General features: G+C 63.0%; 19 protein-coding genes. 8 read left to right on the top strand and 11 right to left on the bottom strand.

The window, feature by feature from the left end; all coding sequences use genetic code 11:
• Window positions 1-28 precede the first annotated feature (28 nt).
• Window positions 29-1,234, bottom strand: a complete 1,206-nt coding sequence (locus ACVWZ4_RS33115) for an efflux RND transporter periplasmic adaptor subunit (protein ID WP_456790451.1) — start codon at window positions 1,232-1,234, stop codon at window positions 29-31.
• Between the two features lie 417 nt (window positions 1,235-1,651).
• Entirely contained in the window at window positions 1,652-2,416 is a 765-nt protein-coding gene (locus ACVWZ4_RS33110; RefSeq protein ID WP_456734790.1) for an outer membrane protein, read from the bottom strand.
• A 145-nt stretch (window positions 2,417-2,561) separates the two neighbouring features.
• Between ACVWZ4_RS33110 and ACVWZ4_RS33105 the strand changes: the two genes are divergently transcribed.
• A complete protein-coding gene (locus tag ACVWZ4_RS33105) occupies window positions 2,562-2,786 on the top strand; it encodes a hypothetical protein (RefSeq protein ID WP_456742003.1) in 225 nt (74 codons plus the stop codon).
• A gap of 171 nt (window positions 2,787-2,957) precedes the next feature.
• On the opposite strand, the gene ACVWZ4_RS33100 is transcribed toward ACVWZ4_RS33105, so the two are convergent.
• The 4 genes from ACVWZ4_RS33100 to ACVWZ4_RS33085 form a co-directional block, all read right to left on the bottom strand.
• Complete coding sequence (locus tag ACVWZ4_RS33100) at window positions 2,958-3,185, bottom strand: hypothetical protein (protein WP_456742002.1); 228 nt, start codon at window positions 3,183-3,185, stop codon at window positions 2,958-2,960.
• On the bottom strand, window positions 3,185-3,910 hold the full coding sequence (locus ACVWZ4_RS33095; protein WP_456702986.1) for a response regulator: 726 nt from the start codon (window positions 3,908-3,910) through the stop codon (window positions 3,185-3,187). Before ACVWZ4_RS33095 ends, ACVWZ4_RS33100 begins: the two co-directional genes overlap by 1 nt.
• Entirely contained in the window at window positions 3,903-5,444 is a 1,542-nt protein-coding gene (locus tag ACVWZ4_RS33090; protein ID WP_456742001.1) for a sensor histidine kinase, read from the bottom strand. Before ACVWZ4_RS33090 ends, ACVWZ4_RS33095 begins: the two co-directional genes overlap by 8 nt.
• 366 nt (window positions 5,445-5,810) lie before the next feature.
• Complete coding sequence (locus tag ACVWZ4_RS33085; protein WP_456742000.1) at window positions 5,811-6,419, bottom strand: hypothetical protein; 609 nt, start codon at window positions 6,417-6,419, stop codon at window positions 5,811-5,813.
• A 490-nt stretch (window positions 6,420-6,909) separates the two neighbouring features.
• On the opposite strand from ACVWZ4_RS33085, the gene ACVWZ4_RS33080 reads away from it, so the two are divergent.
• The 5 genes from ACVWZ4_RS33080 to ACVWZ4_RS33060 all read left to right on the top strand — a co-directional run bounded on the left by ACVWZ4_RS33080 (window position 6,910) and on the right by ACVWZ4_RS33060 (window position 10,248).
• Window positions 6,910-7,350: a hypothetical protein gene (locus ACVWZ4_RS33080; RefSeq protein WP_456790450.1), complete on the top strand. Its 441-nt coding sequence runs from the start codon at window positions 6,910-6,912 to the stop codon at window positions 7,348-7,350.
• Window positions 7,253-8,494 (top strand): outer membrane beta-barrel protein, encoded by a 1,242-nt coding sequence (locus ACVWZ4_RS33075; protein ID WP_456790449.1) that lies wholly within the window; start codon window positions 7,253-7,255, stop codon window positions 8,492-8,494. The genes ACVWZ4_RS33080 and ACVWZ4_RS33075 overlap by 98 nt, the downstream gene beginning before the upstream one ends.
• Before the next feature lie 68 nt (window positions 8,495-8,562).
• Entirely contained in the window at window positions 8,563-9,285 is a 723-nt protein-coding gene (locus ACVWZ4_RS33070; RefSeq protein ID WP_456741998.1) for an outer membrane beta-barrel protein, read from the top strand.
• A gap of 222 nt (window positions 9,286-9,507) precedes the next feature.
• Window positions 9,508-9,789 (top strand): hypothetical protein, encoded by a 282-nt coding sequence (locus ACVWZ4_RS33065; RefSeq protein WP_456741997.1) that lies wholly within the window; start codon window positions 9,508-9,510, stop codon window positions 9,787-9,789.
• A gap of 240 nt (window positions 9,790-10,029) precedes the next feature.
• Window positions 10,030-10,248 carry a hypothetical protein gene (locus tag ACVWZ4_RS33060; RefSeq protein WP_456702992.1) on the top strand — a complete coding sequence of 73 codons (219 nt, stop codon included), beginning with the start codon at window positions 10,030-10,032 and terminating at the stop codon, window positions 10,246-10,248.
• Between the two features lie 47 nt (window positions 10,249-10,295).
• On the opposite strand, the gene ACVWZ4_RS33055 is transcribed toward ACVWZ4_RS33060, so the two are convergent.
• Entirely contained in the window at window positions 10,296-11,114 is an 819-nt protein-coding gene (locus ACVWZ4_RS33055; protein WP_456738515.1) for a DUF2927 domain-containing protein, read from the bottom strand.
• Between the two features lie 645 nt (window positions 11,115-11,759).
• On the opposite strand from ACVWZ4_RS33055, the gene ACVWZ4_RS33050 reads away from it, so the two are divergent.
• Together ACVWZ4_RS33050 and ACVWZ4_RS33045 are read left to right on the top strand one after the other, a co-directional pair.
• A complete protein-coding gene (locus tag ACVWZ4_RS33050) occupies window positions 11,760-12,434 on the top strand; it encodes a response regulator transcription factor (protein WP_456702994.1) in 675 nt (224 codons plus the stop codon).
• Between the two features lie 31 nt (window positions 12,435-12,465).
• On the top strand, window positions 12,466-13,845 hold the full coding sequence (locus ACVWZ4_RS33045; protein WP_456705251.1) for a sensor histidine kinase: 1,380 nt from the start codon (window positions 12,466-12,468) through the stop codon (window positions 13,843-13,845).
• 3 nt (window positions 13,846-13,848) lie between these two features.
• Here ACVWZ4_RS33045 and ACVWZ4_RS33040 read toward each other — a convergent pair whose 3' ends face one another.
• From ACVWZ4_RS33040 to moaA, 4 genes are all read right to left on the bottom strand, one after another.
• Window positions 13,849-15,138: a M20/M25/M40 family metallo-hydrolase gene (locus ACVWZ4_RS33040; protein ID WP_456702995.1), complete on the bottom strand. Its 1,290-nt coding sequence runs from the start codon at window positions 15,136-15,138 to the stop codon at window positions 13,849-13,851.
• 109 nt (window positions 15,139-15,247) lie between these two features.
• Window positions 15,248-16,849 carry a TRAP transporter large permease gene (locus tag ACVWZ4_RS33035; protein WP_456702996.1) on the bottom strand — a complete coding sequence of 534 codons (1,602 nt, stop codon included), beginning with the start codon at window positions 16,847-16,849 and terminating at the stop codon, window positions 15,248-15,250.
• Window positions 16,846-17,385 carry a TRAP transporter small permease subunit gene (locus tag ACVWZ4_RS33030; RefSeq protein ID WP_456702997.1) on the bottom strand — a complete coding sequence of 180 codons (540 nt, stop codon included), beginning with the start codon at window positions 17,383-17,385 and terminating at the stop codon, window positions 16,846-16,848. Before ACVWZ4_RS33030 ends, ACVWZ4_RS33035 begins: the two co-directional genes overlap by 4 nt.
• Window positions 17,386-17,680: 295 nt before the next feature.
• Window positions 17,681-18,733: a GTP 3',8-cyclase MoaA gene (moaA, locus tag ACVWZ4_RS33025; RefSeq protein ID WP_456702998.1), complete on the bottom strand. Its 1,053-nt coding sequence runs from the start codon at window positions 18,731-18,733 to the stop codon at window positions 17,681-17,683.
• Window positions 18,734-18,775 lie beyond the last annotated feature (42 nt).

Below are 18,775 nucleotides of genomic sequence, written 5' to 3'. Positions count from 1 at the left end.
CGGCAGTTGAGGGGGATGCACGACGGGGTTAGCCCGTGGCCGCAATGGCGAACTTGTTGCTGAGGAAGATTGCACCCGACGACGCGATCAGATCTCCTGCGTTCAGACCGTCGAGGATCTGGCGCCAGCCATTCTGTTCCAGCCCGACCTTCACCGTGCGCCGCTGGAAGCGGCGCCGGTCGGTGGCGACCCAGACTGTCATGGATCCGTCACCCTCGCGGACGATGGCGTCGGAGGGGACGGCGACCGACGCTTTCGGCCCGTCGATCTCGATCGAGAAGCTGGCCAGCATGCCGGCACGAAGCTTGTGGCTTGGATCTTCGACCACGGACCGAACCAGCTGGCGGTGCGTGGCGGGATCGATGTTGAGCCCGAGCGTCGTCACGGTGCCGCGAAACAATTCGTTCGGATAGGCCGGCACGGTGACGGCGACCGGCTGGCCGAGCCGATAGGCGGGGGCGTCGGTCTCGACGACGTTGGCGACCATCCACATGGTGGAGAGGTCGGCGAGCGTGTAGGGCGCGGGCGCGTTCCCGGGCTGGACGTAGAGGCCCGGCGCCGCGCTGCGCGACACGATCTGGCCCGAGATCGGGCTCGGCACGCGCAGGACCGAATCGACCTTGCGATCGGCGAGGATGCGGTCGATCTCTTCGTCGGTCTTGCCGAAAATGCGTACGGCATCGCGGCCGGCCTTGTAGTTGCCCTCCGCAGTCTGCTGGTCGGAGGTCGCCTGATCGACGTCCTTTTGCGCGCCGCCGCCCGTCTTGAGCAGCTGCTTCACGCGATTGAGCGTCCGGGTCTGCAGCTCAAGCACGCCGGCCGCCGCCAGCAGGGAGGATTCGGATTGAAGCAGGTCGGGACTGTCGATCGTGAACAGGGTCTGTCCCTTGGTGACGGTATCGCCGACGTTGAGGACCACGTCGACGATCTTCCCCGGGTTGGTCGTGAACGCCTGAACCAGCATGTTCTGATTGAAGTCGATCGACCCGACCGCATTCTTGACGACCCGAAAATTGCGCTCCTCCGCGGCCAGGATCCTGAACCCGGCCGCCTGCTTCTCGCTGATGCCGACGGTCTGCTGCGCGATGTCGACGTCGCTGTCCGCGGCGGGTTGCGCCGCCGCCTTTGCAGATCGTACTTCGCCCGTATGGGTGAAGAACCAGGCTGCACCGATGGTGACGCCGATGGCGGCAATGCCGGCCGTCATCCCCGCATGCTTGATGCGAAATGCCATCACAGAGCCCCGTTCTACGCGCTTCGGATGTCCGTCCTCGATCTGCCGGATCGCTGCGCAGACTCTGCGGAGTGAAGCGATTGAGGCGGACGAAATCTCGTTAACAAGCCCAACTGACGTCAACCTTACAGTGCTGCGACGCCAAGGTTGCCAGAGGTCAGTACTAGCGGCACGTTTATTTGTTTTCGATACAGGGGAGAGCGAATTTGAATACACAAATGATAGCGTCCGACGAGCGCAACGGCGCGATTGAACAAAAGCCGGTCGACTGCACAACGTGTTTGCCTGCGCGCTGATCAACTGAAATTTATCGACGCGCGGCTGCAGTTCGGATGTCGTCTTCGGCAAAGCGGCGGTCGCAGAAAAAAGCCCCGGCAAACCGGGGCTAAATTCGTTGAGGGTTCTCGGAAGGAGTTTTCAGTATCTGGCGACCACCGGGCCGTCCCAATGCAGCTTGTAGTTGACGCCGACGAGCACGGTCTGAACGCGCTGCTGGGAGTTGATGACTTCGCCTGCACCCCCGCCGGCCAGAGTGAAGGCCTGCGCATTGTCATCATGGAACCACATGTAGTTATATTCGGCGAAGACCGACCAGTTCGGGGTGAACATCCATTCCGCGCCGATGCCGACGGTCATGCCAGGTTGATAGAAGCTTGCGGATTCGACCAGTCCGCCGCCCGGCGCAAAGACCTGATTGCGATTCTTGATGTAGGCCGCACCGCCCTTGAGGTAGCCGAGGAATTGGGGAGTCCAGAGATAGCCGATGCGGCCGGTCGCGGTGTAGATTTCCTTCAGGCTGTTTGACTCCGAGAAGGTCGGGAAGTCCGCCAGCGCGTGGCGGCCATTGATGTTGCCGAAATCGAAACTGCCTCCAATGCCGAACACGAGATTGCCGGTCTGGAAGTCGCAGCCGACCTGGCCGCCGCCGATGACTGCGCTGTCGTTCTCGCGGCCGTAATTGTTCGGAGCCGCGGCGCCGGTGACGTCCAACACACGCGCGGTGTCGAGCCTCGTCCATCCGCCGCCGACGTTGGCGCCGAGATAGCAGCCGGTCCAGTCGTAGAGAGACACTGCGGGCATCGGCCGCGCCTTCAGCGGCAGGTCGGCAGCATTCGCCGTGACCGCAGCACCAAGGCCAAGCAATACTCCCGCGACGAGAGCGGATTTCAGTCTAGCGTTCATTCAAGCCCCCTACATGGCCGTGTGGCCCATTCGTTGTCGATGACGATCTTATGGAGGGCAGGCGGATTCCGCGATGCAGAAACGGCGCAAAAGTCGCCGAGATGCTGGTTTTTGAGCGCTCGTTGCGCGCTCGCGACATCGCAAAGTGCTACAAACAATTAAGAGAAAATATCTTTCGTCGGCGCGAGACGGTCTGGAGATTGAAGCGATCGAATGGTTCGACGATTCAGCGCAATGCTGTCGGACGGCGTTTACGCCACTGGTGATCGGCTTTCGTGTCCGCGGCGTCGATCAGGCGCGATCGCGTGTACGCCAGGCGAAGATGATGAAAATTGCGACAACGACGGCACCGGCAAGCATCCAGTACTGAACGTCGACACCAAAAACGTTGAATTTCTGAACGAGGAAGTCCACTGCATCCGCCCCTTTGTTGTGCAAGGTAAGCGGTTTGCGCGACAAAATATATTATTTATTTACGGGCGTGGAATCGCTCGGCGGTCCGGGCTGCTCTGGATTGCCCGGGTGGAGACCGGGGCGGCGATCAGACCGCCGGGCGCGCGGCGCGCTCGATGACGAGGCCGTTGAGGAAATCCTCAAGCGCAATCCGGCCCGCCTGATCCGCGGCGTGACGTGAGGGAAAGTTGGATCCGCTGAGCCTGACGCCCATCGCCTTTCGCTTGCGGCGAATTTCCCAGAACCAGCCGTCCTGCGCGTTGCCGCTCCAGGAGACCGCGACGTAGAACGAACGACGCGGGCGAGGGCCAAGCATCAGCTCACCCGATCGGCGACAGGCACGGGGTCGAACCGGTTCTGAAGCCGGTAGCCCACCCCCGATTCCGTGATCAGCAGCCGTGGCTGATTCGGATCGCTTTCGATCTTCTGGCGAAGCTTGCGCACGAGGATGCGCAGGTACTGGATGTTGTCGCGCTGATTGCCGTTCCAGATATCCTTGAGGAGCTGGTCGTGGGTTACGACGAGGCCGACATGCATGGCGAGCACGTGAAGCAGCCGGTACTCCTTTCGCGTGAGGCGAATCGGGCTCTGGTTCAGCGACACCGTGCGGGTGACGAGGTCGACCGAGAGCGGGCCTGCGATGACGACGGGATTTTCCGTCGCCGATTTGAAGTAGCGCCGCAGCGCGGCTTCACTGCGCGCCAGCAACTCGGCCATGCCGAAGGGTTTCACGACATAGTCGTCGGCGCCGGCCTGGAGCAGCCGCACCTTGTCGTCTTCGCCCGCGGCCACGGACAGAATGATGATCGGCACGTTGGACCAGGCGCGGATCCGTTCGAGAACCTCGGCGCCGTGAAGATCCGGCAGTGCCAGATCCAGAACAATGAGGTCCGGCGCGCTGAACGTGGCAATCTTCAAGGCTTCGGTCGCGCTCTCCGCCTCGAGCACGACAAAGCCGTTGATCTCGAAGCCGGCGCGCAGGAAGCGCCTGATCTTCGGCTCGTCGTCGATCAGGAGAACAACGTTTGCGGGCTTACTCATTGAAAGCCATGGGTTCAGGCGCGGTGGCAGGCAGGGCGATGGTGACGGCGGTTCCTTGGCCGTGTCCCCGGCTCTGAACGGAGATCGTTCCGCCGTGGGTGTGCACAAAGGTCGTAGCGATCCAGAAGCCGAGGCCGGAGCCCGGAACGGATGCCTGATGACGCGACCCGCGGAACGATCGACGGCCGAGCTTTCCCTGCTCGTCCGGCATGATGCCGACGCCTTGGTCGGAGACCCGGATGATGACGCGCTCCGGCTCGGGCCTGACGTCGACCGAGATGGTCGTACCGGATGGCGAATATTTCGCGGCGTTCTCGAGGATCTGGCCACAGGCTTCCTCGATCAATCCGGAATCCACGTAAAGCAGCGGCAGCTCATCGGCGAAGGCCATCTCGATCCGGTGCGCTGCGAGTCGGCGTCCGCGCCTCTTGACCGCGCCGTTCACGATGTCTCTCGGATCGGCCCATTCGAGACGCGGGCTCAGGCCACCCGCCGTGACGCGTGTCGCACTCAGGAGGTTCCTGATGTAGCCGTCGAGCTGGGCCGTCTCCTCGGAGATCGCGTCGACCAGCGCGCGGATGCGGCCATCGGCCCGGATTGCAGGAATCGAATCGAGAACGCTTGCCGACCCCTGGATCGCGGCGAGGGGCGAGCAAAGCTCGTGGGACAGGGTGCCGTGGAAGGCGTCGCGCAGCAACTGCCCCTGCAAGTGCAGTCGTGCGCGCTCCATGGCCTTGCCGATGTCCAGCCGCTGCAGCGTCAGCGCGGTCTCTTCGAGAATGGCCTCGATGCGGCGCGTGCGGGTCGCGATCGCCGGCTGCGGACCGACGCCGATATTCACCGCGATAACCCCGTGAATCGTGTCGTCCGAGGCAATCGCTCGCAACAGCCAAAGCTCCCTTCTGTTCTCGTCGACGATCGTCCGCGACATCGGGCCGATACCGGCATTCATGGCGGCGGCGTCCGACTGCACCGTGGGGGGTGCGAAGCCCGAGTTCGCCGGTTCAACGTGGCCATCGGACATGGTGACGAAGAAGGTGGCCGGGTGGCCGAAAGCCTGCGCGAAGTGCTGTTGAATGGCCGCGATGAGGTCGGCGATGGTGAAGCAGGAGGCCAGCCTCCGTGAGAATTCATAGAGCGCCTGCATCTCACGTTCGCTGCGCCGCAGACGTTCGGTTTCCTGGCGTAGCCGCGAGGCCAGATTGCTGCTGACCAACGACACGATCAGGAACAGCAGCAGATCGACCGCCTCCTGCGGGTCATCGACGCGAAAACTGTAGACCGGCGCGAAGAAGAAGAAGTCGGCGGCTGCCATGGCTGCGATCGAGGCGACCATGGCAGGCCAGACGCCCCACCTGGTCGCAGCGAAGATCACCGGGATCAGATAGGCAATCGGCACCAGGCTGGTTGCGACGGTCCGGCTGAATGTAAGCAGGGGCGCCGTGAACAGGGTGATTCCAAGAACCGAAAACAGGAAAGGCGACAGCGTGCGCCATGGCGCGTGCGGCTGCTGATGCTCGTCCGCAGCCGCCAAGTGGCCATCTCCAGCGTCGGGTCTGGTCGTCCGCATGCTCGCCATCGAGGACATGCGGCCAAGTGGGAGATTTGCGATCAAAGTACGTGTGCGCTTTCAGGATAAGACATCATGGATTGATGCGGGCGCCTGTCTGCGCACCACAGCGGATCACGTCAGGGTGCAAACCCACCCTTGATGTCGTCAATTACCCGGCAGGCCGACGATGTGCCGGATCGGCGTAGAAAATCTATGTCGTTCGATGCTGGCGAACATAAAAAAGTAATAGTCGTTCGGGTCCGTAGATCTACGGATTCCAAACGACATCGTCCGCCGGAACGATGGCGACCCGACGGAATGCCGTGGCAGTGCGGGTGCTTTCCGCGATCAAGGCGCGGCGGCGCTTCTCGCGGCGGATTCCTGCTCGTTTCGGATCATGCTCGCATATTGAAGCGCGCGCCGCTCGCCCGATAGTTCGGGGCGCGATGCATGATGGAGGCCGAGTTCCTCACCTGATCGGCTTGCGGGAGGCGTCAGCGTGGCAATGGCGGCCGCGCTGATCTGCTTCGGCGGATAAAGATAGAAATCCATCAGCGGCATGTGCGCCCCGTGAGCATTCCGTTGCAGGACTTCGCGCGCCGCTTCGCCGGCGATCGGATAGATTGCGTTCCAGCCGGCAAAGCTGCTGGCCAGGATCTCCAATGCGAGAATGGTGGTCGCGATCTGGACGAATCCCTCGTTGGCCTTCTTGGCGCTGCGTGTGGTCGATGCCTTGCGCAGGAGTTGCCGGAGCTCCTGATGGCGCTCGATCAGGGGGCCCATGCGAAACCGCCAGAGCATGTTCGGCAGCGACGCGAAGCCGTGCACCTCGTGATACGATTCGATCAGGTTGCGGCATTGCCCGACCAAGGTCGTGGGCAGGAACGTGAGATCGGATCCGGCATCGTCATGCGCCGGGTCGCCGCTGAGGCGCGCAGCATGAGTCACGGCATCCATCGTCGAACCTCGCCAAGCAGAGTCTAGGCCTGGCGCGCAGACTAGCGGGTCCGGACATAAATCTTCGATCGAGAATCTCGCCCGCTTGCGTAGCAAAAAAATAGCTGTGGCACGTTGCGCGGACTGTTCTGCGCGCAAGTCGAGCAGGCGTTTCGCGCAAGTATGACGAAAATGACACAGCTGGCACGAAACGTTTGCGCCGCGATATCGTGTGTCCGCGAAATCTTCATGTTTTCGCCGACGCATTAGGCAAGCCCCACGTGCAATTGATGAGTCCGCGTGCAAACGACGGAGCAAAGCTTCGTTGCACTATGTTTTTTTAACGAACGCGCGCGGCAAACCGTATCGCCTTTTTCTTCGCCTCTCGCGAAGGATGACACCCGGCTTAACGAAACCGAAAGAACGCTGAAGGCGTCGGTACTCAACCGCTTGGGGCAACATGATGAGAAAGTATCTTTTGGCAGGCGCATCGCTCGTTGCGATGATGGGGATGGGCGGCGCTGCCAATGCGGCGGACACGCTTGCGCCGGTGGGGCAGACGTTCTGCGATCCTTACAAGAAGTATTCGTGTCTCGACAGCTATCTCGGCAGCGACTTCTTCACGCGCTTCATCAACTACTACCGGCTTGAATGGAATCACGATTCCGCGCCCGCCGATCCGAAGGCGCCGCCGTCGCGGCGCGCTGAATGGCCCGCGACGCCGCAGAGCACGCCGCCGATGCCCTTCACCGAGTGGCCCTATGGCGGCACGACCAATCTCGGCGTGACCCGGCCGAGCTCGGTTGACAGCCCCTTGATGAGCGCCCCTTTCCAACACGACACTCGGGTCATGGATGAACGACGCCCATATCCAGGTTTATGGCTGGATCGATCCGGGCGGAAACCTCAGCAGCAACACCGTCCGTGGCGGCAATGCCCCTGCCGCCTATAGCTATAATCCCAATACGGTGCAGCTCGATCAGGCGGTGGTCTACATCGAGCGCCTGCCCGACACGGTCCAGAAGGACCATGTCGATTGGGGTTTCCGCATCGCGCCAATCTATGGCGAGAACTATCGCTACACCACCGCCTACGGCCTGTGGAGCAATCAGCTGCTCCAGCAGAACAAGAACTACGGCTACGACATGCCGATGGCTTACGGCGAAGTCTTCATTCCGCAGGTCGCGCAGGGTTTGAACATCCGGTTCGGACGGTTCATTTCGATCCCGGACATCGAAGCGCAGCTCGCGCCTAACAACTACATGTACTCGCACTCGATGACCTACACGTTCGACAACTACACCAACACGGGCGTGCAGGCGACGTTGGCGGCAACGAAAAACCTGATCTTCCAGTTGGGATCCACGATTGGCACCGAAGCCATGCCCTGGCAGTGGGGCGCCAAGATCGCCAATACCAATCCCAATCCGCTTTATCCGGGCACCACGATGCTGAAGGATCCGGGTGCAAAGCCGAGCGTCACCCTGGGTGTTCGCTATACGACCGATAGCGGAAACGACAGCATCAACGTCGTTGCAGATGGCATCAACGACGGCGTCTGGGGTTACAACAATCTGCAATGGTACGGACTGACCTATTACCACAAGTTCAATGACCAGTGGCACATCTCGTTCGAGAGCTACAACGGGCATCAGAGCGGCGTACCGAACCTCAACAATGCGGTGGTTCAAGCCATCAACGCGGCCGGCGCGGGCACGCCATTCTCGGCGAACGTCATGCCATTCAACGCGCCGGGCCAGGCGTTTTGCGCCAACGCGGCTGCACTCACCTGCAACGCATCCTGGCAGACTTACCTGATGTATGTGAACTACAAGGCGACGCCGCTCGACAACATTTCGTATCGCCTCGAATGGTTCGACGACAAGCAGGGGCAGCGCACCGGCACCAAGACCCGCTACGTCGAAACCGGGATCGGCTGGCAGCACTGGTTCTCACCGCAGATCGAGATGCGGCCGGAGGTTTCGTTCTACAGGTCGCTGGATGCGTTCGCGTTCAACGGCAACTCGAATCTCGGGATTGCGCCGAACCGCAAGAACGCCCTCATCGGCTCGGCGGACATCATCATTCACTTCTGATGCGCGTCAAGGCGCGGCGGCCTGGATCGCCGCGCTTCCATCGGAACAATTCGACAGGGGTTTTCAAAATGAAGCGGCTTCTTCTCACCACGGCCTCGCTCTGCGCGCTTGGTCTCGCATCACCGGCACTCGCGGCGGATCTGCCGATCTACGGCAAGGCACCGGCGATGGCGGCGCCGGCCTACGACTGGAGCGGTTTTTATGTCGGCGTGTTTGGCGGCTACGGCCTGGGCAACCACAATTTGAACAACGCGACCGGTCCGGCGGGTTTCGCGAATTTCACCGCCAACTACGATTCAGCGGGCGCTCTCGGGGGTGGCGAGGTCGGCTACAACTGGCAGTCCGGCAACATCGTCTTCGGCGTTGAGGCCACCGGCTTCGGGGCGGACATCAAGGGTGGCGACAACTTTGCGCTGGGTTGGGACGACGCGACCAAGCTGCGTTGGGGCGGCACGGTCCGTGCGCGGGGCGGCATCGCGGTCGACCGGCTTCTGCTGTTCTTCACCGGCGGCTGGGCCTACGGCGCGCTGACCCATACCGACACCAATCCGGGCGTCGGAGTCGACACGTTCAAGACGACGCGCAGCGGGCTCGCCGCGGGCGGCGGCATCGCCTATGCGATCACCGAGAATCTGATCGGCAAGTTCGAATATACCTATCTCGATCTCGGCACCTTCCGTCGCGATGCACCGACCAACGGTGTGCCCGCCTACAACGTCGCCAACACATATTCCCTCGTCACGCTCGGCCTCGACTACAAGTTCGGCGGCCCGGTGGTGGCGAAGTACTGAGGCCCCTGGAGGAGGGAACAACATGTCCTGTTCGAAGCTCGTTCGGACAATGGTGACCACGATCGCTCTTGCGGGTCTGGGTGCATGCCTGGCCGGATGCGTGAGCGTTCTTGGCGCAACGACGGGCGAGGCGGGCGCCTCGTCCCAGATGCGCTATTACGGCGGGCCGAAATCTCCGATGTGGCCGGCACAATGAAGCGGCCAGATGGGACGAGAACGATCATGAAGTCGGCGGTACGCACCGCAGTTGCAATGGTTGCGGGCGTGCTGCTGCTGGTCTCCTGGGTGAACTCCGCAGAAGCAAGGCACAGCCACCACAGGCAACGGCACGCGCATCACGGAGTGGCGACGCCGGTCCGACTGGCCGAAGTCGCGAGGGCCGGACGGTTGGCCTGGGCCGCAGCGCCAATCCAGGCCGTCGCGCTGGCGCCGACGCAACCCGGACCGATGCGCTACTATGGCGGACCGAAATCGCCGATGTGGCGCGGCCCCGCCGACAATTAGACCCTGACGTCGCCAGCCGCGCCGCGTGTGTGATCGCGTTGTGTCGGCCGGTGTTTCGCCTTGGTTTTGGGCGGCGGGTTGCGTTGCTGCAATTTTCGTCATCTGCTGATTAACCTTGCGATCGATGCGAATTAGGATCAGCATTGGAACGCAGGGACAACTGCGCGGCGGATGGAGTCGCAGATTGGAAATGCACAGCCTCTTCCGTTGAAGTTGTCCCGCTTCACATGGAGGATGCAGATGCCCAGGACTTTCGTTCTCAGCGCGATCGTGATTGCTGTAGCGCCGTTGTTGCTGGCGCAGTCCGCTTCGGCCGGCGGCTCCGCCAGCGCGCCGTCGAAATACAGCCCGAACAGGCACGTGACGGTCGCCCACCAGACGCGTCAAATGCAGAAGAACGATTTTGCGATCACGGAATATTCCTCGTCCTCAGCGAAGACAACTTCGCCGAAGCGGTGATCTCGCTGGCGAGCAATTCCGAGATAGCTTGAGGCCATCGCTTGTCGTCAATCCGAGTGCGCAAGCGCGGGCGCGCTCGCTTGTTCGCGCGGATTGTTGCGCTCGACGAGATCCCGGGCCGCCGGCAGGACCGCGGGAAGGAGGCTTTCGACGTCCTTCCTGGTCATGCCCGGCCGGATTCGCGGATCGTAGAGGATGTTCAACATGTACTGGTCGTAGATGTCGAAAAAGCCCATCTGGACATCGTCGTTGAACATGGTCCAAGGGACCGAACGATCGTCGTTGATCGCGCCGAGGGCCTGTAGCAGTTCCTCATAGGCACAATCGTAGAAGGTAAACTCTCCGCCATCGACCGGCAGGATCACCTCGGCGCGCCGGATCCGGAAGGCGCTGTCCTTGGCAATTCCCGACAGGCATTGGGGATTGAGGGAATGCTCGATCTGTCCGGCTTTCTCGATGCCGAACCGGGCGCGAATGGCCTGGCGCAGATGGCGGGCGGTCACCAACGTCACGACAAGATTGGCCGCGCTGCGATCGTCCGTCACCGCAATGTCCAGGTGATCGATTCGCGCGCGGATATCCTCGACGACGGCACCAAGCGCTGCGGTGTGCTCAGGCGCGGCCCTGCCATCGACGAAGATCCGGACGGGTTCATCGAATTTGCGGATGCGATGGACCTTCGCGCCGAGTTGCAACTCGGCGTCCAGCGCGATCTTGAGGAAGCCCTCCTGGATTTCGGCGTCGCTGAATGTCCGTCGTTGCTCAGCGCGGCGATGTGAGATGTCGGGACTCTCCCCGAGCGCTGGAACCGCAAGGGCAACAAGTGTGATTGCAGCGCCAAGGGCTATTGCCGGAAGCCGGATCATCGCTCGCAAATGCCTCATGAGATCGCGCAGTGCCAAGCAAGATTCGTACCCGCGAATTCAGAAGCCAGTATCATCGCCGAGCGGCTATGAATTCGAGGGGAGGCGGCCGGTGATTGTATAGGCGCGGCATAAGATCGGCGCGAACTAGGGTGCTTCGAAGGGGCGGAGGGTATTTTCGGTGCACGCGCCCGCCTTGAATCTCCTTCGCTACGTTCTTGCTGCTGATGCGGCCGACGAATGATATGGATTTGCTAATGTCCGGGCGGGCAATTGATCGGCGCTGTCTGTCGAGCAGACCTCTCGACGGCCCCCAAGGGCCCGCAGGGAGCGGCCCCGTGACCGATTTCACCGAGGGCGCGTTCAACTGTTCCGACGCGTGTTGTTGAAGTCAGTGCGATGTCGGGTCCGCAGACGCGCGCACCTGTCTGGTGCGGCCCGTCGAACCGTGCCACGACCTGCAGGTTGCAGCGCAGCAGACCGAGCGGCGACCCGATCAGCGCGAAATGCTTACACCAAGCTGACGAGAAGCTGATGGCAGGCAAGGCGGCGCTCGCCTTTTTGCTGGCCGAAAGCCCGCCGATGGTGGAAGACAGCAAGCATGCGGTGCGAGCCGCCAGGTGAACCGGAACATCCGGCGGGAATGAAATGCGCCTTCTGATCGTCGAGGACAATGTCGAGCTGTCGCGGCTCGTTGCCAGCGGGCTGGCGGCGGCCGGCTATGAAAGCGATATCGTCGGCGGCACCGAGGAGGCGCGCGAGGCGGTGCACAATGTCAGCTATGCCGCGATGATCCTCGACCTCGGCCTGCCCGACGGCGACGGCCTGTCGGTGCTGCGCGAGCTGCGCCGGCAGATGGAGCCGCTGCCGGTGCTGGTGCTGACAGCACGCGGCGGCGTGCAGGACCGCGTCAACGGCCTGCGCAGCGGCGCCGACGATTATCTCGCAAAGCCGTTCGCGATGGAGGAGCTGGTCGCGCGACTGGAGGCGATCCTGCGCCGTCCGGGCCAGCTGCTCGGCCGCTCGTTGCGGCTCGCCAATCTCGTCTACGACACCGAGAGCCGCCAGATCTTCATCGACGACAAGCCGCGGATCATTTCCTCGCGCGAGACTTCGGTGCTGGAAATCCTGTTGCGGCGGCAGGGCCGGGTGGTGCCGAAGAAGAACGTCGAGGATCATATCTTCGGGCTCGAGGGCGAGGTCGCCTCCAATGCGGTCGAGGTCTATGTCTCCCGCCTGCGCAAGCAGCTCACCGAGCACGGCGCCAAGGTGGTCATCCATACCATTCGCGGCGTCGGCTACATGATGGCGGAGGAGAAATAGCGTGGCCCGGCTCGGATCCCAGAACGGGTCCATGACGGGATCGCAAGCTGGATCTCGTGCCGGGTTCTTGGCCGGGTTCTTCGGCCGGCCGCCATCGTTCAAATCGCTGATCTCGCGCATCGTGTTCCTGCACATCATCGCGGTCGCAGTGGTCGCGATCTTCCTGCCGCTGGTCCTGTTCTGGTTGTTGAGCTCCGAGATCGACCAGCTGCATCGGGCCGCGATGCGGGCGCACGCCGAGACGCTGGCCGAGCGTATTGCCGTCCAACCGGACGGCAAGGTGACGTTCAATCTCCCCGACAGCCTTCGCGGCCTCTATTCGGAAGCCTATGGCCGCTATCAATACGACATCCGCGATGCCGACGGCCGGCTGCTGTTCTCGTCGCACAGGAAGACCAGCGATTTCGCGACGGAGACGAGCGCCGACGTGACCCAGACGATCGGCGACACCACCGTTCGCATTCACGTGGCGGAAGACCTGTCCCATCGCGACGTCATCACCGACGACATCGTGTCCAACTTCTTCCGCCGGGTCGGCTGGATCACCATTCCCATTCTCCTGATCCTGCTCGCGACCGACATCATCATCTTCCGCCGCGCCATCGCGCCGCTCTGGAAGGCCTCGGAACTGGCCAGCAATATCGGCCCGTCGCGCACCGACATTCGCCTGCCGACGGAGCAGATCCCGCGCGAGATCGTGCCGCTGGTCACCGCGGTGAACCAGGCGCTGGATCGCCTCGAGGACGGCTTTCGCGTGCAGCGCCAGTTCACCGCCGACGCGGCCCATCAGTTGCGCACGCCGCTGGCGATCCTGCGCACGCGGGTCGAGACGCTCGGCGACGGTGCGGCCAGGCAGGCGCTGCATGACGACATCCAGGGCATGAGCCGCATCGTCGCCCAGTTGCTGGAGATCGCAGAGCTCGACACGCTGGTGCTCGATCCCAGCGAGACCGCGGATTTGCGCGCGGTCTGCGCCGAAGTGGTCGGCGCGATCGCGCCGTTCGCGATCGCGCAGCACAAGGACATCGCGCTCAAAGGCGCCGACGCGCCCGTGCTGATCCACGGCAATTCCGAGATGCTCCAGCGCGCGGTGTTCAACCTCGCCGAAAACGCCATCAAGTTCACCGCGAAGGAGACCTCTGTCGATGTCGAGGTCGGCGACGACGGTTCGGTACGCGTGCGCGATTGCGGCCCCGGTGTTGCCGAAGCCGAACGCGAGCTGATCTTCCAGCGCTTCTGGCGCAGGGATCGCCAGCGCAGCGACGGCGCCGGTCTCGGCCTTTCGATCGTGCGCGGCGTCGCCGACGATCATGAGGCGACGGTCGCGGTGGGCAATCTTCCCGGCGGCGGTGCCGAGTTCACGCTGCGGTTCAGGCTGGCGGAGCAGGGAGCTTCCGCCCTTCGAAGCTGAGCGCTATTTCAGCTTCCCCGTGGACAGATCCATGATCATGCGCGTGGTCAGGTAAAGGCGCGGCACGATGCTGTTGATCTGGACATATTCGGCATCGTTGGAGTGCGCGCCGAAGCCTGACAGGCCCATGCCCTCGACTACGGCACCTTTGGTCTTGAGCGCGGCGAACGCGGCATCGGTGCCGCCGCCGGTCGCCTTCTCGTCGACCTTCAGCGGCAGTCCGATCTCGCCGTAGATCGTCGTGCCGTAGGCGGCCACGCGGCGCGAGGCGTCGTTGGCCTCGAGCGGCGGGCGGCGCACTTCGAATTTCAGCTCGACCTTGGAATCCGGCAGCAGGCGATTTTTGATCTTCTCCTGCAGTGTCTTTTCGAGCTCGTCGAAATCGGACACCTTGAGCGCGCGCGCATCGGCCTGCGCGGTGGCTTCGGCCGGAATCACGTTGCGGTTGGTGCCGGCCTTGGCGACCGTCCAGTTCAGCTTCAGGCCCTGCTCCGGCTTGGAGAGGTCCTTCATCTGCAGCACCTGGTGCGAAAGCTCGTAGAGCGCGTTGATGCCGCCCTCGGGCCTTGCGCCCGCATGCGACGACTTGCCGTGGACCGTGAGATAGGCCGAGCCGATGCCGCTGGTGGCGAGCCGCAGCGTGCCGTCGGCGCCGCCGCTCTCGAACGAGAACACCGCGTCCTGCTCTGAAGCAAACTTCGTGATCGTGCTGCGCCAGCCCGGCGAGGAGATTTCCTCGTCGCCATTGGTCAGCACCGTGAGCGTGCCGTAGTCTTTGAAGTTCAGCTTCTGCAGCATCGCCACGGTATGGAGAACGAGTGCGACGCCCTGCTTGTCGTCGGCGATGCCGAGGCCGTAGGCCTTGTCGCCGTCGATGCGGAACGGCTGATCCTTCAGCATGCCCTTCAGGTACACCGTGTCCATGTGGGCGATCAGCATGATCTTCCTGGTGCCGGTGCCCTTGAAGACGGCATGCACGGCCGGTCCGATCTTCTCGGGCGTGTCGTCGAGGCGATAGATGTCGGTGGGCTGCAGGATCTCCACCGCGCCGCCGAGTTGCTTGAGCTGGTCCGCGACGCGCCCTGCGATCACGTTCAGGCCCTCGACATCCCTGCTGCCGGTTTCCACGTTGACGAGGTCGCGCAGCGTGTCCAGCAGCGGCTGCTGCTCCTTCTGCGCCAGCGCCTGGACGTCGGCCACCGGCTCGGCCTGCGCGACCGTTGCCGCACAGGCGAGCCAGAACGAGGCGATCAGCGGACGAACGAGCGGGGGAGCGGGGAGCGATCGGAGCATGCGCGGCATTCCCAAGGTTGAAGGAACGTCCGGTATGCCCGTCTTTGCCGCGCCTGTCACGAGCGTCATGCTCCGCGGAGGCGGAGCATGACCGCACGGGCTGCGCCCGCTACTTCTGCGGCGGGCCGAGATCCAGCGGTGGGAGATCGATCTGCGGCACCTCGATCTTGACCTTGTCGAGGTCGACGTTGGCAGGCTTGTCCAGCAGGCCCGTCACCGTCACCGGGAAGGCGATCACGATCAGCACCATGATCATCTGCAGTCCGATCCAGGGCATCGCGCCCCAGTAGATGTCGGAGCTCTTCACTTCCTTCGGCGCAACGCCGCGCAGGTAGAACAGCGCGAACCCGAACGGGGGATGCAGGAACGAGGTCTGCATATTGACGCAGAGCATGACGCCGAACCAGATCAGCGCCGGTCCGTCCCCGACCACGGGGCCGAGGATCTTCTGTGCGATCGGCGCGATCATCGGCAGGATGATGAAGGCGATCTCGAAGAAGTCGAGGAAGAACGCCAGGAAGAAGATGAACAGGTTGATGAAGATCAGGAAGCCCCAGACGCCGCCGGGCAGCGAGGTCAACAGGTGCTCGAGCCAGACGCCGCCGGAGACGCCGAGGAACACCACCGAGAAGCAGGTCGAGCCGATCAGGATGAAGGTGACCATGCAGGTGAGCCGCATGGTGGATTCGTAACCCTGCCTGATGAGGTCACGCAGCTCGGGGATGCGCGCGGCCGAGATGCAGATCCAGGCCACGGCGAGATAAGTCAGCGCGAACGAGACCTTGAAGATCAGGTTCTCTGTGAACAGCATCGCGACGATGGTGCCGATACCGGCGGCGATCACCCCCACGATCAGGATCTTGCGGTCGGTCGAGGAGAAATTCTTGTGATGGATCGCGGCGAGCACGATGGCGCCGACGGCACCCATGGCACCGGCTTCCGTCGGGGTCGCAAGGCCCATCATCATGGTGCCGAGCACGACGAAGATCAGCACGGCCGAGGGGATGATGCCCATCAGGCACTTCTTCCACAAAGCCCAGCCGGTCAGCGTGCGCGCTTCCTTCGGAACCGGCGGCACGTGCTCGGGCTTGATCAGGCCGAGGACGAAGGTGTAGCCGGCGAACAGCAGGATCTGGAACACCGAGGGACCCCAGGCGCCGAGATACATGTCGCCGACCGACTTGCCGAGCTGGTCGGCGAGCACGATCAGCACCAGCGAGGGCGGCACCAGTTGCGTGATGGTGCCCGAGGCCGCCAGCACGCCGGTGATGTAGCGCATGTTGTAGCCGTAGCGGATCATCACGGGCATCGAGATCAGCGCCATGGCGATGACCTGGGCCGCCACCGTGCCGGTGATGGCGCCGAGGATGAAGCCGACGATGATGACGGAATAGCCGAGGCCGCCTCGGACAGGGCCGAACAGCTGGCCCATCGAATCCAGCATGTCCTCGGCTAGTCCGCATCTCTCCAATATCGCGCCCATGAAGGTGAAGAACGGGATCGCCAGCAACAGCTCGTTGGAGAGCACGCTGCCGAACACGCGGCCGGGGATCGCCTGCAGGAAGTTGAGATCGAAGAATCCGAGATGGATGGCCAGGAAGCCGAAGGAGAGACCGACGGCGGCAAGCGTGAACGCGACGGGGAAGCCGATCAGCATCGCCAGAACCAGGCCGCCGAACATCAACGGCGGCATCATTTCCAGCGTAATCATTGGGTCGGCCTCTCGTACTTGGCGTCGATCGTCACATAGCCCTGGAGAGCCGCGATACGCTTGATGACTTCGGAAATGCCCTGGAGCGCCAGCATGACGAAGCCGGCGGGGATCACGAACTTGATCGGCCAGCGGACCAGGCCGCCGGCATTGCCCGACATCTCGCCGACGTCATAGGCCTGCATGAAGAACGGCCAGGACAGATAGGCGAGCAGCAGGCAGGAGGGGATCAGGAAGAACAGCGTGCCGATCAGGTCGAGCCAGAGCTGACCGCGCTCGGACAGGGTCAGATAGAAGATTTCGACCCGCACATGCTCGTTGCGCTTGAAGGTGTAGGACGATCCGAACATCACCAGGACCGCGAACATGTACCATTGCAGCTCCAGCCAGCCGTTCGAGGAGTAGCTGAAGGCGTAGCGGATCATGGCGTTGGCCGCGCTGACCAGGCAGGCGAGGAGCACGAGCAGGTTACAGACGTACCCAATCTTTTCATTGAGGGCGTCGATGGCGTTGCTCAACGCCAGCAAGGGACGCATCTTACTTTCTCTCCGTCGCGGCCTAACACTTCTGCGGGAGGCTTCGGCGCGCAACGCCGGCCAGCGTGCGATCAACACGCCCGAAAGCGATTGCGGCGTCAGTCCTCCCCTCGTGCCTTGCCGTCTTGACCGCGACCGCCAACGGGGCGGGCCGGCTTATTGTTGCCGGGCAAGCAAAGGCGGTCGCACCAAACCAGCGGGCTTGTGCGCCGTCAATCGGAAAATGGGCAAATTATCGGCGCGTCAAAAGCTTAAGTCGCAAAAGCTTGAGACGGAGCGTCAGGGCGACGAATCCTCAGCCGCCGGTGACGCTCATATGCCTGGAGACGCTGGGCCGGTCGTGGCGGCGGTCGATGATGAAATCGTGGCCCTTGGGCTTGAGCCCGATGGCGCGATCGATCGCAGCCGCCAGCAGCTCATCGTCGGTGGATGCACGCAGCGGCTTGCGCAAATCGGAGGCATCCTCGTGTCCGAGGCAGGTGTGCAGCGTGCCCGTGCAGGTGATGCGTACCCGGTTGCAGGATTCGCAGAAATTGTGGGTCATCGGCGTGATGAAGCCGAGCTTGCCGCCGGTCTCCGCGACGCTGACATAGCGCGCCGGGCCGCCGGTGCTTTCGGCCAGATCCGTCAGCGTGAATTGCTGGGCGAGACGGGCGCGTACCAATGACAGCGGCAGATATTGGTCGATGCGGCCCGCGCCGATCTCACCCATCGGCATCACCTCGATCAGGGTCAGCCCCATGCCCTTGCCGTGGGCCCAGCGCAAGAGACCGGGGAGTTCGTCCTCGTTGAGGTTCTTCAGCGCCACCGCGTTGATCTTCACGGCGAGGCCCGCAGCGCGCGCGGCCTCGATGCCTTCCAGCACCTTGTCGATCTCGCCCCAGCGCGTGATCTCGCGAAATTTCTTGGCATCGAGCGTATCGAGCGAGACGTTGATGCGGCGGACGCCGCAATCGGCGAGTTCCCCGGCATGCTTTGCCAGCTGCGTGCCGTTGGTGGTCAGCGTGAGCTCGCCCAACGCCCCGCTGCCGAGATGGCGCGAGAGCGAGCGCACCAGCGACATCACGTTGCGCCGCACCAGCGGCTCGCCGCCGGTGAGCCGCAGCTTCTTCACGCCCTTGGCGATGAAGGCAGAACAGAGCCGGTCGAGTTCCTCGAGCGTCAGCAGGTCCGCCTTGGGCAGGAAGGTCATGTCTTCCGACATGCAATAGAAGCAGCGCAAATCGCACCGATCGGTGACCGAGACGCGCAGGTAAGAGATCGTCCGACCGAACGGATCGGTCATCGCGCTCGACAGGGCGGCGCGGGGGCTCGCCGAGGCGAGGGAGGTCGCGGGAGATCCGTTCATACGAGCTGCCTTGTCACTTACGGCGACGGGCGCACCTTTGCT

The sequence above is a fragment of the Bradyrhizobium sp. USDA 4472 genome (genome assembly GCF_054058595.1).
This window is presented reverse-complemented; position numbering and strand designations above follow the sequence as displayed.

Bases quoted from the DNA above. Each gene is read 5' to 3' on its own strand.
- ACVWZ4_RS33100 (WP_456742002.1), bottom strand. From the start codon at position 3,185: ATGCTTGGCCCTCGCCCGCGTCGTTCGTTCTACGTCGCGGTCTCCTGG.
- ACVWZ4_RS33050 (WP_456702994.1), top strand. From the start codon at position 11,760: ATGCGCCTTCTGATCGTCGAGGACAATGTCGAGCTGTCGCGGCTCGTT.
- ACVWZ4_RS33065 (WP_456741997.1), top strand. From the start codon at position 9,508: ATGAAGTCGGCGGTACGCACCGCAGTTGCAATGGTTGCGGGCGTGCTG.
- ACVWZ4_RS33110 (WP_456734790.1), bottom strand. From the start codon at position 2,416: ATGAACGCTAGACTGAAATCCGCTCTCGTCGCGGGAGTATTGCTTGGC.
- ACVWZ4_RS33115 (WP_456790451.1), bottom strand. From the start codon at position 1,234: ATGGCATTTCGCATCAAGCATGCGGGGATGACGGCCGGCATTGCCGCC.
- ACVWZ4_RS33030 (WP_456702997.1), bottom strand. From the start codon at position 17,385: ATGCGTCCCTTGCTGGCGTTGAGCAACGCCATCGACGCCCTCAATGAA.
- ACVWZ4_RS33080 (WP_456790450.1), top strand. From the start codon at position 6,910: ATGGGCGGCGCTGCCAATGCGGCGGACACGCTTGCGCCGGTGGGGCAG.
- ACVWZ4_RS33040 (WP_456702995.1), bottom strand. From the start codon at position 15,138: ATGCTCCGATCGCTCCCCGCTCCCCCGCTCGTTCGTCCGCTGATCGCC.
- ACVWZ4_RS33055 (WP_456738515.1), bottom strand. From the start codon at position 11,114: ATGATCCGGCTTCCGGCAATAGCCCTTGGCGCTGCAATCACACTTGTT.
- ACVWZ4_RS33070 (WP_456741998.1), top strand. From the start codon at position 8,563: ATGAAGCGGCTTCTTCTCACCACGGCCTCGCTCTGCGCGCTTGGTCTC.
- ACVWZ4_RS33085 (WP_456742000.1), bottom strand. From the start codon at position 6,419: ATGGATGCCGTGACTCATGCTGCGCGCCTCAGCGGCGACCCGGCGCAT.
- ACVWZ4_RS33045 (WP_456705251.1), top strand. From the start codon at position 12,466: ATGACGGGATCGCAAGCTGGATCTCGTGCCGGGTTCTTGGCCGGGTTC.
- ACVWZ4_RS33095 (WP_456702986.1), bottom strand. From the start codon at position 3,910: ATGAGTAAGCCCGCAAACGTTGTTCTCCTGATCGACGACGAGCCGAAG.
- ACVWZ4_RS33035 (WP_456702996.1), bottom strand. From the start codon at position 16,849: ATGATTACGCTGGAAATGATGCCGCCGTTGATGTTCGGCGGCCTGGTT.
- moaA (WP_456702998.1), bottom strand. From the start codon at position 18,733: ATGAACGGATCTCCCGCGACCTCCCTCGCCTCGGCGAGCCCCCGCGCC.
- ACVWZ4_RS33075 (WP_456790449.1), top strand. From the start codon at position 7,253: ATGAACGACGCCCATATCCAGGTTTATGGCTGGATCGATCCGGGCGGA.
- ACVWZ4_RS33060 (WP_456702992.1), top strand. From the start codon at position 10,030: ATGCCCAGGACTTTCGTTCTCAGCGCGATCGTGATTGCTGTAGCGCCG.